Origin of the sequence: Hyphomonas sp. BRH_c22 (assembly GCF_000961795.1) — a bacterium.
Taxonomy (GTDB): domain Bacteria; phylum Pseudomonadota; class Alphaproteobacteria; order Caulobacterales; family Hyphomonadaceae; genus Hyphomonas.
Genome location: NZ_LADU01000115.1, coordinates 52,965 through 66,431, shown reverse-complemented (window position 1 = coordinate 66,431; position 13,467 = coordinate 52,965). Strand labels below are relative to the sequence as shown.

Sequence of the window (13,467 nt, the reverse complement as noted above, 5' to 3'; positions counted from 1 at the left end):
GTCCTTCGACTTCGCTCAGGATGAGCGCTTCGGGAGAGCCGGGCTTTGCGGCGACAGATTGGCAAGTCGCTCAAACACGCCATGCACGAGCCGCTTCCAGAATCCGAGGCGGCGCTCGGACACTTCGGCAAGGGCAAAGCAGGCTGCCAGCGTGACGGTTGCCATCAATGCGGCATGGAGCGGGCTGGCGCTGTCATAGAGGGGCAGGCCATGCAGGAATGTCAGGATCGGATAGTGGAACAGGTAGAGCGAGAAGGTCGCGCCTGCGCTCCAGCGAATGGCTGTCTCCATGCGGGCGCCCAGCCAGTCGGCATTGCGCGCGAGATTGTAGACGCCCAGGAAGTGGAGCGCCATCAGCACGGCGATCAGGAGGTTCCAGATGAATTCATCAGAGAAGCCGAACAGGGCGTTTGGTGTGATCGCCCCGCCGAGCAACTGGTAGGTAATCTGGGTCAGGTGCGCGGGAACATTCAGGGTCAGTGCGCCAGCATAGAGTGACCATGGCGTAAGGGTGAGCAGCCAGGCTGTCGTCCTTGACAGGCTGGCGGCATGGCCGCGGGAGACGAGCTGCTGCAGGCCGACGCCGAGCAGCCAGCAGGGTGCCAGCAGCAGCACGCGCGGGCCGACAAGCAGCGCCAAGAGTAAAAGGAGCAGGACACGGGTGTGGCCACGGCAGAACACGGCAACGCCAAATCCGGCATAGTAGAAGGCCTCATAGGCGACTGACCAGAATGGCCCGTTGGAGCCGACGCGGATATTGTCTGTCCACACCTGTGTGGTGAATGTCAAAGCGCGCAGGACCTGGCCGAGCCGGTCCTCACCATTGTACCACCAGCCATCATAGGCGTGGGGCATCAGCCAGGTGCCGAGGCCATCCAGCGCGAAGGTGAGCACGAGCGCCGGAATGACGACCGAGTAGAGCCGGGCAAAGCGCGCTTCTGCATAGGCGGCCGGGCCCCTGTCTTTCGTGAGCGTCGTATAGGCGATGACGAAGCCGGACAGGACGAAGAAGATGACCACGGCATCGCTGCCGAGATTGAGATCGCGGATCCATTGCATGTTGCCGTTTGTGAAGCGGGCATAGCCCATGTGTGAGGCGAACACGACGAGGGCCGCGAGGAAGCGAAGCGCATCGAGATAGAGCGAGAAGCCGCGGGTCATTCGGCGGCCACCTGTTGCGGCGCGCGGCGGGCACGCAAGGCGCCGGCAGCTTCGGTGAAAGGCACGGCATAGGCGGTAACGAGCGAAATGTGCACCTGCGGCTCCGGCACGCCATTGGCATCAGCCACACCGAACTGCAGGATCTCACGCCCTTTCGGAATGTAGAGCGTGCCGAAGGCCCAGTCCCAGATAGCGAGCATCTCGCCATAATTCCTGTCATGATGGCGCGGGGCCATGGAATGATGGATCTGGTGCTGCGCGGGGCTGATGAAGATGTGGTCCATGACCGGACCGAAATCCAGCCATATGTGCGAATGCCGCAGGTTTGCACCTGCCACGTTGAAAAGGGCGAGCGCCAGGCTGACTCCAAGGATCGTGACCAGGTTCAACACGCCGAACAGGGCGAGAATGAATCCGAAGACCGGCCCAATGCACAGGGCGCGGATAAGGGAGCTGATCAGGTCGTACACCGGATGTTTGCGGAAAACCGTGAGCGGTGTCAGGTGCTCTGCGCTGTGGTGCAGCTTGTGGAAAGGCCACAAAACGCTGCGTTCATGGTGGAGGCGGTGGGTCCAGTAAGTTCCGAAATCCCCGGCGATTGCCATGCAGATCGTGGCGAGGACGATTGCCGTGGTGGATGCGGCGGGTTTTGAGGCGTCGTGTATCAGGCCGCCCATCGACTGGGCGACAATGGCAGCCACGGCAACAAGCAATCCTTGGCCAAACAGGCCGACAAGCGGCGAAAGTACGCGGTTGGCGAGGAAGACTTTCGCGTCGACGAGGGATGAGCGCGAGAAATAGATGTGCGCAGGCACGAGGAAATTGACGAGCCCGCTGAAGCCCTCAGCGCGGAGGGTCCTGCGGTTGCAAAACCAGATGGCGCTGCCGATGAGGAGGAAGGCGGCGAGGCCGGTCCAGTGTGTGCGGTCACTGGTCGTGAAGGGCAGCAGACCGAACAGCCAATCGCCCGCGCGCTGTGCAATGCCCAGCGCATCTCCCGGGGAGACTGCAGATTCGGCCATGTCCCAAGCGTCCCATCACGGTTTGTATTTGTTTTCGCTTGAGGCTTTTGTAGGAGATCATGCTTAAAACCGTGTAAAGACAGGTGATTATCCTGGATATGTGAATCCGGCTTCACAGCGGGTGACAGGGTGCGTTGACGGCTGGGCGAATGCGGGTCACCTATCGGCCATGACAGCCCTTGCCGCCCGCCCTTCCGAGACGCTGCTGCATCTGGGCGGCGAGCTGTTGCTGCCGCTGCCCGAGGGTGCGCTGTGGTGGGCGGCGGAGCGGGTGCTGGTCGTCTCTGACCTGCACCTTGAGAAGGGCAGCGCCTATGCCACGCGGGGCCAGATGCTGCCGCCCTATGATACCGGCGCGACGCTGGGCGTGGTGGAGCGCCTGTGCACCAGCCTGATGCCTGCAACCGTGATCTCCCTGGGGGACAGTTTCCATGACCGGGCCGCTGAATTGCGATTGCCGGATGTCTATGCCGAACGGATCAGGTCTCTGACCGGGGCGCATGACTGGGTCTGGGTGGAGGGCAACCATGACCCGGACCCGCCAGCGCATCTGGGCGGGCGCGCGGCGAATGTGTTGCGAATCGGATCGCTGGTCTTCCGGCATGAGCCGACCGGCGCGGCGGGCGAGATTGCCGGCCACCTGCATCCGGCGGCGAAGGTGAAGGGGCGCGGGCGCATGGTGCGGCGGCGCTGCTTCGCCAGCGACGGGGCGCGGCTGGTGATGCCGGCCATGGGCGCGTTCACCGGCGGGCTGAATGTGCTCGACGCGGCCTTCGCGCCGCTGTTCCCGGAAGGCCTGATGGCTTTTGCACTTGGCGGCGAGCGGGTATTCGCCGTGTCAGCCAAGAGCCTCTTGCCGGACGTGGCCGCCGCGCGATGGCGGATGTGACAGGCCCTCTGCAATCCTGCGCGGATGGGGAGCCTTGACGATAGGATTATATACCCATTATACAGAGGGCAAGACGAAACAGGGCCCTTTCCATGCAGCACCGGGACATCTGGCGGGGCATTGACCAGCTGGCGGCGCATCACGGCCTGTCGGCCTCGGGCCTCGCGAAGCGCGCCGGGCTGGACCCGACGGCGTTCAATCCCTCCAAGCGCGAAGGCGCCGACGGGCGGCCGCGCTGGCCGTCAACCGAAAGCCTTGCGCGCGTGCTCGAAGCGGTGGGCAGCGGGTTTGATGATTTTGCCGCCATGGTCGAAGGGCGCCGGGGCGGTCTCGCGCCGCTGATCGGCTTTGCGCAGGCCGGGCGGGACGGGTTTTTTGACGATGCGGGCTTTCCGGTCGGCACGGGCTGGGAAGAGGTGCGGTTCCCGGGTCTGGGCGACGAGCCGGTCTATGCGCTGCAGATCAGCGGCGATTCCATGGAGCCGGCCTATCGGGCTGGCGACCGGATCATTGTTGCGCCGGGGGCAGAGGTGAAAGCCGGGGACCGGGTGGTCGCCAAAACTGTGGGCGGGGAAATCATGGCCAAGGTGCTGGCGCGGCGCAATGCGCGCGCAGTGGAACTCGCCTCGCTCAATCCCGATTATCCGGTGCGCAGTTTCAGGCCCGGCGAGATTGCCTGGATCGCGCGGATCCTGTGGGCGAGCCAGTAGGGGACAATGATGTCGCGGTTCAAATTGATACCGGAGGTGCATCTTGTTCTGCTGCGGGACGGGAAAGTGCTGATGCTGCGACGGTTCAATACCGGGTATGAGGATGGCAAATACAGCCTGGTCGCTGGGCATGTGGACGGGGGTGAGACGTTCCGATCTGCCATGGCGCGCGAGGCGCAGGAAGAAGCCGGGCTGGAGATCGCACCGGCTGCGCTGAGGCTTTTGCACACGATGCACCGAAATTCGGATGAGGAGCGGGTGTCACTGTACTTTGGTGTCGATGCCTGGTCGGGTGAGCCGGTGAACACGGAACCGCACAAGTGCGATGACATGCGATGGTTCGCGCTTACGGAGCTGCCGCAGAATACGGTGCCCTATATCCGCGTTGCCCTCGCCAGCATCAACGACGATGTGGCATATTTGGAATTCGGATGGGCGGGCGATTAGAGCATGACATATCTCATCCTCAAGGCGCTTGTTTCCGGCATCCTGATTGCGCTGGTTTCCGAGATTGCCAAACGCAGTCCGGGGTTCGGGGCGCTGGTAGCCTCACTGCCGCTCGTGTCGGTACTCGGCATGATCTGGCTGTGGAGGGACAGGCCGGATGCAGCCAATATGGCCGATCATGCGACCGCCACGTTCTGGTATGTGCTGCCGTCGCTGCCGATGTTCCTGCTGATCCCGGTCCTGTTGCGGCAGGAGTGGGGATTCTGGCCGTCACTGATCGCCGGATGCCTGCTGACTATTGTGCTTTACCTGCTGATGACGTGGATTGGTCCGAAGGTCGGGATCAAGCTTTAACCGCCGGATTCCCAAGGGAGAACGGACGCGTATTGCACATGACGCTCGGTAAGTGCTTTGCATGTCGGGCGAAAGCGGGTGAATAGGCTGCCATGACCGACAAGCCCTATGACGAACCCACACCGCAGGAATCGCTCGACCCCGAAGACTGGGATGAATTCCGGGCGCAGGCGCACCGCATGCTGGAAAGCGCCCTCGACCGCATGCAGTCCAGCCGGCAGGGCCGCGTATGGACCGAGCTGCCGGCTGACATCAAGGATGCGCTGAAATCGCCGCTGCCCCGGCAGGGATTGGGAACGGATGACGTCATCAGCCGGATGGAGACCCTGCTGCCTTACGGGGCGGGCAATACCAATCCGCGCTTCTTCGGCTGGGTGCACGGCTCTGGCACGCCCTCGAACATTCTCGCCGAGATGGCAGCATCGTCGATGAATGCCAATGTCGGCGGGCGCGACCATGGCGCGATCTATGTCGAGAAACAGGTGATCAGCTGGTGCCGGGAACTGTTCGAATTTCCCGAGACAGCCAGCGGCATCGTGGTGTCCGGCACGTCGATGGCAACGATCATTGCGATCAAGGTGGCGCGCGATGCCCGCCTCGATTTTGCCAGCCGCAAGGACGGCGTCTGCGGGCATGGACTGGTCGGCTATACATCGACCGAGACCCATTCCTGCGTGGCGCGGGCCTTCGACATGGTCGGCCTCGGCACCGATGCCCTGCGGCGCATTCCGGCAAATGACCGGTTCGAGATCGACATGGATGCCCTCAGGACCGCGATCACGAAAGACCGCGCCGCCGGGCTGACGCCCTTTGTGGTGATTGGCACGGCGGGTACGGTGAATGTCGGTGCGATTGATCCGCTGGAAGAACTCGCTGACCTCGCGAAAGCGGAAAACCTGTGGTTTCACATTGACGGGGCGTTCGGCGCGCTGGGCGTGCTGTCAGAGCGCGCACGGGATCGGCTGACCGGGATAAAGCGCGCAGATTCGCTGGCATTCGATTTTCATAAATGGCTGCACGTCAATTACGATGCGGGCTTTGCCCTCGTGCGGGATGAAACGCTCCACCGCGCCACTTTTACCGACCGGCCCGATTATCTGAAGGCCAAGGAGCGGGGTCTGGCCGGCGGCAACCCCTGGCCGGTGGAATACGGACCGGAGCTGTCGCGCGGTTTCAGGGCCCTGAAAGTGTGGGCCCAGCTGGCGGAGTTCGGCACCGACCGTCTCGGCCGGATGATCACCCGCAACTGCTACCAGGCGTCATACCTGGGCGAGCAGGTTGCCATGACGCCCGGACTGGAATTGCTGGCGCCGGTGGCGCTGAATATCTGCTGCTTCCGGCACGTGGTGGACGGCCTGCCGGATGCCGTGCTAAATGCAATGAATGACGAGATCGTGATCCAGCTGCAGGAGCAGGGCATTGCGGCGCCATCGACGACCCAGTTGCACGGACGCACGGCGATCCGCGTGAACATCACCAATCACCGCACCGCCCGCAAGGATCTCGATATCCTGCTGAGTGAAATCGTGCGGATTGCCGCGTCGCCGGAAGTGGCTGCGGTGCGTAAGGCAGCCGAAGGCGCACCGCCGTCTTGATGGTTTCCGCGGCCGGCTACCAATAGGCTTCCATGATCGCCTTCGCCCAGCCCGGTTCGCGCAGGTCTCCGCGCGGCTGGAAGCCGGACATCACGGGTTTGATGTCGAGTACCGGTGTGCCATCAATCGCGTCTAGACCCTTCAGATGCAGCACGGTGCCTTCGACCGCGCGTATTTCGCAGATCGTCGCACCGAGGCGATTGGGGCGGTTCTTACCACGCTGGGCGAAGATGCCGATCTTCGGCCAATCGGTCTGCCCGCGAGGGTAGCGCGCGCCCGTGACGATCTTTGCATCGGGCACCCGGTCGAAAAGGAAAATGACTTCCGCGTGGGAGAAGCTGTCCATGCCCATCAAGGCTTCATCGCCGAACACTGTCGTGTCGAGTTCGATTCGGGCCAACTCGGCGTCCCAGTCATCGTCACTTGCCTCGGAACGGGTACACCGGACAGTGCCAATGGGCCTCATCAGGAACGGGTCGCGCATGCAGTCTCCTTGCGGACAGAAGATTGACTACCCTAACGGGAATGCCCGATTTCTGCGAGTCGCTCGAATCTCCACTTGCCGCAGCGTTAAAGTGGCGTCACAAACCCTCCCCATGGATTGGGGTAAGCTTAGATCTTTTCACGCGGCCGCCGAAGCAGGCAGCCTGACATCTGCGGGCGAGCGCCTCGGGATTTCCCAGTCGGCTGTGTCGCGCCAGATTGCCGCGCTGGAGGAGCAGCTGGGCGTGTCGCTGTTCCAGCGCCATGCGCGCGGACTGGTCATGACCGACAGCGGACACACGCTCTACCGCTCGACCATGGAAATGGCTGCAGCGGCGGCGTCGGCAGGTGCGGCGCTGAAGGATCAGCAGGACACGCCGCAGGGCGAACTGATCGTCTCTGCCCCGATCGCCTTCGGTTCCACCTGGCTGGTGCCGCGCCTTGGCGGCTTCTCGCGCCGGCATCCGGACCTGCATCTCGACCTGCGTCTCGAGGACAAGGACTATGACCTTCTCAAGCTGGAAGCCGAGTGCGCGATCCGGCTGGAGGCGGCTGACAAGGCCGACCTGATCCAGCGCAAGCTCGGCACGGTGGCGACCAGCCTGTATGCGGCGCCGGAATACCTGAAGGAAAAGGGGGTGCCGCGTACGCCGCAGGATCTCGATAATCACCGCATCATCGCCTATGGCGACGAAAGCTCGCTGCTCAAAGTAATGAGCTTTGCCTGCCGCGTCGGCCGGGATGACAGCCCGCCGCGCCCTGCTTCACTGAAGCTGAACAATGTTTTCGCCATGCTGCGCGCCGTGGACGCCGGGCTCGGCATTGCCGATGTGCCGGACTATATGGCGAGCGCGATGCCACGGCTGGTCAAGGTGCTGCCGGACCATATCGGACCGATTTTCGATCTCTATTTTGTGTATCCCAGCGACCTGCGCCGATCCAAGCGCGTGGCGGCCTTCCGCGACTTCGTGACTGCGGAAACGGAGCCGCTGCGGCGGCCTTCCATGCATCAAAGCTAATGTGAACATTTGTTGAATTGCATTTTTGCATATTTGGACTGCGGACCTGCGGCTTGCATCTGTGCCTGCAATGCCTATTTAGCCTGTATGCCAAGGGCCCCGGGCATTACCCAATCTTCCTCCGATTGGGCGTTTCCTCCCCCCTTCGGGGCCCGATACTTGAAACCCGGCGCGTTCATTCGCAGCCGGGTTTTTTTTGCCTGACGATCACCCGCCGGTCATGTGACTGTAGAAGATCGACAGGCCGATGAGGATCAGCACGAGGCCGCCGCCGATTTCGGCGCGCTGTCCGAATCGCACGCCGAGCGCCGGGCCGATCAGATAGCCGATCGCGCTCATCATGAAACTGGTCAGGCCGATGCCCAGCGCGAGCCAGGCGCTCGTTCCTGCCAGCGCCATGGCCACGCCGATGGCTGCGGCGTCGATGCTGGTGCCGACGGCCGTCAGCACGGTACCGAGTGCGGTGCGGCGGGCGGGGGAGGGGTGACCCGTGGCGGCTTCATCCGGTTCGTTTCGCAGCCCTTCGCGCACCATGAGCACGCCGATGGCTGCCAGCAGGACGAGCGCTATCCAGTGATCGAACGCCTGGGCATGGACGGCGACGCTCTGGGCCAGCCCCCAGCCGAGAAGGAACATGAGCCCTTCGCTGAGCCCGAAAACGGACCCGACGCGGATTGCCTGTGCGGCGTCATGCGTGCGTTGCTGTGCGCCGCGCGCAAGGGCAGCCGCAAAGGCGTCTGTCGACAGGGCGAGACAGATGAGCGCGAGCGTGAGAACGGGATGCATTGCGGAGTGGTCGCCTCATTCGGAACCACCCTGCGATGTCACAGATTATGGCATTTCGCTAGAGGTTGGCCCGCAGCATCCAGGCGGTTTTCTCCGAAATGTCGGCGCGGCGCGTCATCAGGTCGACAGTGACGATATCATTGTTTTCCTCGGCCACCTTGAGGCCGACCTTGGCAGCACGGCTGATCGCTTCATGACCTTTGACGAGATTGGACAGCATCGCTTCGGCATCCGGCACGCCATTATCCGGCTTGATCGTGGCTTCCTCGAGCATTTCGGAGGATGAGCCGGGGGCGAAATGGCCAAGGGCGCGGATACGCTCGGCGATCTCGTCCAGCGCAGTCCAGAGCTCAGTATACTGGGTCATGAACATCGCGTGCAGCGAGTTGAAGCGCGGTCCGGTCACGTTCCAGTGGTAGCCGTGCGTCTTGACATAGAGCGCATAGGTCTCGCCGAGCAGGACACGCAGCGCCTGAGCCGAGGATTGACGGGCCTTGTCGTTCAGTCCGATATCGATGGGCATGATTTTCTCCTGTTAGCCTGGTTCTTATACGCAACAGGTGGGTATTCGATCCAGCCTGCGCCAATCGATACGCCGTTATAAAGATATAGAAAAAATCTATGTCAGGGCGGCGCAGAAACGCTGAATTCGCGTAAGCGCTTCGCTCAGGGCTTCGGTCGATGTCGCATAGGAGATGCGGAAGGCCGGGGACATGCCGAAGGCCGCGCCGAACACGACGGCGACTTTTTCCGTTTCGAGCAGTTCCGTGGCGAAATCCTCGTCCGTCCTGATCACATTGCCGGAGGGGGCTGTCTTGCCGATGACGCCGGCGCAGGAAGGATAGACATAGAAAGCGCCTTCGGGCGTGGGGCAGTGCAGGCCCGCGCATTTGTTGAGGCCCGCGACCACCATGTCGCGGCGCTGCTGGTAGACGGCGCGGCGCTCGGCCATGAATTCCTGCGGGCCATTCAGCGCTTCAACCGCCGCATACTGGCTGATCGAGCAGGGGTTGGATGTCGTCTGGCTGATCACCTTCCCCATCGCCTTGATCAGTTTCTCCGGACCGGCCGCATAGCCGATGCGCCAGCCGGTCATGGCATAGGCCTTGGACACGCCGTTCATGGTCAGCGTGCGGTCATAGAGGGCAGGTTCGACCTGGGCGATGGTCCAGTACTCAAAGTCATCATAGACGAGGTGCTCGTACATATCGTCCGTCAGGATCCAGACATGCGGATGGCGTAGCAGGACGTCGGCGAGGCCGCGCAGTTCCGCCTTGGTATAAGCGGCGCCTGTGGGGTTGGACGGCGAGTTGAGAATGATCCACTTGGTGCGCGGCGTGATCACGGCTTCGAGCGCGTCCGGTGTCAGCTTGTACTGCGTGTTCGGGCCGCACGGCGCGATAACGGGCTCGCCACCGGCCATCAGGACCATTTCGGGATAAGACACCCAATATGGCGCAGGCACGATCACTTCGTCGCCGGGATTCAGGGTGGCGACAAGTGCGTTATAGATGACCGGCTTGCCGCCCGGGGCGACATGCACCTGGGCGGGCTTGTAGGTCAGGCCGTTCTCGCGGGCGAACTTTGCGCAGATCGCCTCCTTCAGTTCCGGGATGCCATCGGCTGGCGTGTACTTGGTCTTGCCTTCGTGGATGGCCCTGATGGCGGCGTCCTTGATATTGTCCGGCGTGTCGAAATCGGGTTCGCCGGCGCCGAGGCCGATGACGTCATGGCCGGCGCGCTTGAGCTCCGCTGACTTGGTCGTAACAGCGATCGTGGCCGATGGCTTGACGCGGTCCAGCGCGTCGCTGAGGCGGATATCTGCGGACATTCTCTATGTTTCCCGTCGTGGCGATGGAGATTTCCTGGGTCGCTTGGCCATAGTCTGCGTGGGACTTCGGGGCAAGCTTTTCCCCAATACGGCGTGATGCGGCGGCGAGACGCAGGGCCTTGCCTCGTGAGCCGACATTGCTGTGTAATTTTGCCAATTGGATCAATTTTACCGGATATGTTTATCAGGTTTTCAACCAAGAGTGCGATTATCCAATGTCACGCACGGGTCTTTCGCGTCCGCGCGCGACTTGAAGGAAAGCAATGAGGCCATGGTCGCTTCGTCCGACGTCATTCCGATCGACAAGATCTGGAACCTAATCGTCAGCCAGGCGCGCCACGGCGCGCACGACTTCTCGATCTGGACCTCTCGTCTCAGCGATGCCGAGCGTATCGCCGGCCTCTGCGTGTTCATCCTGATCCTGATGTGCCTGATGGTGCGGCCGCGGCGGCAGCCCCGGCGCGAAACCAAATCCGGACCGCAATTCACCTATGCCCTGATCATCGTCATGATCTTCGCGTTCGGCATCGGGATGGCCTTTGATTCCAGCCTGAATGTCGACCTTCTGCTGCGGAAGCTGTTCTAGGTCTCGCAAGCCGGGCACGCAGGCGCTATCTGTGGAACCATGGAATCGCAGGACAATGGCGCACCCACGCTTCGCGGCGTGGATGTCATCAAGGACAATCTGAGACGGCTGCCCGGCCGCCCCGGTGTCTATCGCATGTTCGGCGATGGGGGCGAGGTGCTGTATGTTGGCAAGGCACGTGACCTGAAGGCGCGGGTGTCAAACTATACGCGCCTTGGCGGGCATACGCAGCGCATCGCGCGGATGATCTCGATGACGCGGCGAATGGAATTCGTCGTCACCGAAAGCGAGACCGAGGCGCTGCTGCTGGAAGCGAGCCTGATCAAGAGCCTGAAGCCGCGCTTCAACGTGCTGCTGCGCGACGACAAGTCGTTTCCCTATATCCTGATCCGGCGAAATCATCCGGCGCCGCAGATCAAGAAATATCGCGGCGCCAAGCACAATGAGGGCGATTATTTCGGCCCGTTCGCCAGCGCCGGGGCGGTGATGCAGACACTGGACACGCTGCAGAAGGCTTTCCTGCTGCGCACATGCGAGGACAGCGTATTCAATGCGCGCACAAGGCCCTGCATGCTGCACCAGATCAAGCGCTGTTCGGCGCCATGCGTGGGGCTGATCTCGACGGAGGATTATACCGAACTGGCCGATGAGGCGGCCGATTTCCTGCGCGGGAAGGGGGCCGACCTGCAAAAGCGGCTGGCCACCGAGATGGACGCCGCGGCCGAGGCGATGGAATTCGAGACAGCGGCGCGGCTGCGCGACCGGATCCGCGCGCTGGCGCATGTGCGCGCGACGCAGGACGTGAACCCGGACGGGCTGGAAGAGGCGGACATATTCGCCATTGCGATGGAGGGGGGCGTTTCCTGCGTGCAGGTGTTCTTCATCCGGGCCGGGCAGAACTGGGGCGCGACGGCGCATTATCCGCGCCATGACAGTGACCAGACGGTGGAGGAAGTGCTCGCGGCCTTTCTGGTACAATTCTATGACAAGCGCCCGCCGCCTAAACTGATCCTCGTCAACGAGATGCCCGAACAGGCGCGCCTGATCGGCGAGGCGCTGGAACTGAAAGTGGACCGGCGGATCGAGATACGCAGGCCTGAACGCGGATCGAAGCGGGACCTTGTCACCCAGGCCGAACGCAATGCGACCGAGGCAGTGACGCGCAAGCTGGCCGAGACGGCAAGCCAGACGCGGCTGCTCGACGAGGTGGCCAAAGTGTTCGAACTGGACGCGCCGCCGCAGCGCATCGAGATCTACGACAACTCGCACATACAGGGCACAAATGCCGTGGGCGGCATGGTGGTGGCCGGACCGGACGGGTTCATCAAGACCGCCTATCGCAAGTTCAACATCAAGGATCTGACCATCGAACCGGGTGATGATTACGGCATGATGCGCGAAGTGATGCGGCGCCGGTTTGCACGGGGCCTGAAAGAGAAGGCGGTCGGCAATGACCGCAACTGGCCGGACCTGGTTCTCATTGATGGCGGGCTGGGACAGTTGAATGCCGTTCTGGAGGCGCTGGCGGACCTTGGCCTTGGCCCGGAGGATGTGAACCTGGTCTCGATTGCCAAGGGTGTGGACCGCAATGCCGGACGTGAGCAATTCTTCCGGCCAGGCCGCGCGCCGTTCAAACTGCCGGAGACGGCGCCTGTCCTTTATTATCTCCAGCGCCTGAGGGATGAAGCGCACCGATGGGCGATTGGCGCACACCGGGCCAGGCGGTCAGCCGACATTGTCCGCTCTCCGCTCGACGAGATCGAAGGGATCGGGCCGGCCCGGAAGAAGGCATTGCTCCAGTATTTCGGATCGGCACGGGGCGTCTCGCGCGCCAAGGTCGCCGACCTGATGGCGGTCGAGGGCGTCAACGAGTCCCTGGCGGAGCGCATATACGGGCATTTCCACAGCGGTTGATGCAGGCGGGCTGCCCTGGATACTCGCCTTACAAGCGAGTAATGATGCATGCCTGCTATTGCCGCGTGCAGCAAACTCCGTCACGATAATGTCATGAAAGATACAATAAACAGTCTAAAACGAGAAGTTTCCGACTTTGTGACGGGCGCATGGCTGCGTCCGCCCTGCGCGCATCAGGTGGCTGCGCTATGCTGGCGCCGTGCGGGAGAGGGGCATGAGGTCCTGCTGGTGACGACCCGGGGAAGCGGTCAATGGATGGTGCCGAAGGGCTGGCCAGAGATCGGCAGGCCTGACCCTGACATGGCCGCAGTCGAAGCCTATGAGGAGGCTGGCGCGCGCGGAAGACTGCAGGCCGAGCCGGTCGGGCGGTTCCACTATGACAAGGCAATTGGCTGCGGCGTGCGGATGGAATGCGAGGCGACCGTTTACGCACTGGAAGTCAGAGAGCTCGCACCGGATTACCCCGAATCGGGCGAGCGCGAACTCGGATGGTTTTCGCCTGACGAGGCGGCAAGCAGGGTCCGGGCACCGGAACTGAGTGCCTTGCTGCGGAAGTTCGCGCCCTGACGGGTGCGCAAGAATCGACACATAAATACAGCTGAGCATCCCAAAATAGAGACGCGAATCCTGTCATGCCGCGAAAAGCCGTGCTAACGCCCGGCTCATCGCG

The 13,467-nt window shown here is 62.5% G+C and carries 15 protein-coding genes; 9 read left to right on the top strand and 6 right to left on the bottom strand.

Annotation, left to right across the window (positions count from 1 at the left end; translation table 11 throughout):
• Positions 1–15 precede the first annotated feature (15 nt).
• Both VR74_RS21205 and VR74_RS16175 read right to left on the bottom strand, forming a co-directional pair.
• Positions 16–1,161, bottom strand: a complete 1,146-nt coding sequence (locus VR74_RS21205; protein ID WP_299950860.1) for an acyltransferase — start codon at positions 1,159–1,161, stop codon at positions 16–18.
• Complete coding sequence (locus VR74_RS16175; RefSeq protein ID WP_299950859.1) at positions 1,158–2,183, bottom strand: sterol desaturase family protein; 1,026 nt, start codon at positions 2,181–2,183, stop codon at positions 1,158–1,160. The genes VR74_RS21205 and VR74_RS16175 overlap by 4 nt, the downstream gene beginning before the upstream one ends.
• Positions 2,184–2,352: 169 nt before the next feature.
• On the opposite strand from VR74_RS16175, the gene pdeM reads away from it, so the two are divergent.
• From pdeM to VR74_RS16150, 5 genes are all read left to right on the top strand, one after another.
• Positions 2,353–3,072, top strand: coding sequence for a ligase-associated DNA damage response endonuclease PdeM (gene pdeM, locus VR74_RS16170; protein ID WP_299950858.1), 720 nt, complete (start codon positions 2,353–2,355; stop codon positions 3,070–3,072).
• A 92-nt stretch (positions 3,073–3,164) separates the two neighbouring features.
• Positions 3,165–3,782 (top strand): helix-turn-helix transcriptional regulator, encoded by a 618-nt coding sequence (locus VR74_RS16165; RefSeq protein WP_045698499.1) that lies wholly within the window; start codon positions 3,165–3,167, stop codon positions 3,780–3,782.
• Positions 3,783–3,791: 9 nt separating this feature from the next.
• Positions 3,792–4,229: an NUDIX domain-containing protein gene (locus tag VR74_RS16160; protein ID WP_299950857.1), complete on the top strand. Its 438-nt coding sequence runs from the start codon at positions 3,792–3,794 to the stop codon at positions 4,227–4,229.
• Between the two features lie 3 nt (positions 4,230–4,232).
• Positions 4,233–4,583 carry a DUF3147 family protein gene (locus VR74_RS16155; RefSeq protein WP_045698495.1) on the top strand — a complete coding sequence of 117 codons (351 nt, stop codon included), beginning with the start codon at positions 4,233–4,235 and terminating at the stop codon, positions 4,581–4,583.
• 92 nt (positions 4,584–4,675) lie between these two features.
• On the top strand, positions 4,676–6,178 hold the full coding sequence (locus VR74_RS16150; protein WP_045698493.1) for a pyridoxal-dependent decarboxylase: 1,503 nt from the start codon (positions 4,676–4,678) through the stop codon (positions 6,176–6,178).
• Between the two features lie 16 nt (positions 6,179–6,194).
• Here the strand turns inward: VR74_RS16150 and VR74_RS16145 are convergent, their stop codons facing one another.
• Positions 6,195–6,662: an SAM-dependent methyltransferase gene (locus VR74_RS16145; protein ID WP_045698491.1), complete on the bottom strand. Its 468-nt coding sequence runs from the start codon at positions 6,660–6,662 to the stop codon at positions 6,195–6,197.
• Between the two features lie 112 nt (positions 6,663–6,774).
• Here VR74_RS16145 and VR74_RS16140 point away from each other — a divergent pair, with 112 nt between their 5' ends.
• Complete coding sequence (locus tag VR74_RS16140; RefSeq protein WP_045698489.1) at positions 6,775–7,680, top strand: LysR family transcriptional regulator; 906 nt, start codon at positions 6,775–6,777, stop codon at positions 7,678–7,680.
• Positions 7,681–7,887: 207 nt separating this feature from the next.
• Here VR74_RS16140 and VR74_RS16135 read toward each other — a convergent pair whose 3' ends face one another.
• From VR74_RS16135 to VR74_RS16125, 3 genes are all read right to left on the bottom strand, one after another.
• Positions 7,888–8,466: a manganese efflux pump MntP family protein gene (locus tag VR74_RS16135; RefSeq protein WP_045698487.1), complete on the bottom strand. Its 579-nt coding sequence runs from the start codon at positions 8,464–8,466 to the stop codon at positions 7,888–7,890.
• Between the two features lie 58 nt (positions 8,467–8,524).
• Complete coding sequence (locus VR74_RS16130) at positions 8,525–8,989, bottom strand: Dps family protein (protein ID WP_045698486.1); 465 nt, start codon at positions 8,987–8,989, stop codon at positions 8,525–8,527.
• A 96-nt stretch (positions 8,990–9,085) separates the two neighbouring features.
• A complete protein-coding gene (locus VR74_RS16125) occupies positions 9,086–10,297 on the bottom strand; it encodes a pyridoxal phosphate-dependent aminotransferase (RefSeq protein ID WP_045698484.1) in 1,212 nt (403 codons plus the stop codon).
• Between the two features lie 271 nt (positions 10,298–10,568).
• Between VR74_RS16125 and VR74_RS16120 the strand changes: the two genes are divergently transcribed.
• The 3 genes from VR74_RS16120 to VR74_RS16110 all read left to right on the top strand — a co-directional run bounded on the left by VR74_RS16120 (position 10,569) and on the right by VR74_RS16110 (position 13,364).
• A complete protein-coding gene (locus VR74_RS16120; RefSeq protein WP_045698482.1) occupies positions 10,569–10,883 on the top strand; it encodes a hypothetical protein in 315 nt (104 codons plus the stop codon).
• 39 nt (positions 10,884–10,922) lie between these two features.
• Entirely contained in the window at positions 10,923–12,797 is a 1,875-nt protein-coding gene (gene uvrC / locus VR74_RS16115) for an excinuclease ABC subunit UvrC (RefSeq protein ID WP_045698481.1), read from the top strand.
• 93 nt (positions 12,798–12,890) lie between these two features.
• Positions 12,891–13,364 (top strand): NUDIX hydrolase, encoded by a 474-nt coding sequence (locus VR74_RS16110; RefSeq protein ID WP_045698479.1) that lies wholly within the window; start codon positions 12,891–12,893, stop codon positions 13,362–13,364.
• Positions 13,365–13,467 lie beyond the last annotated feature (103 nt).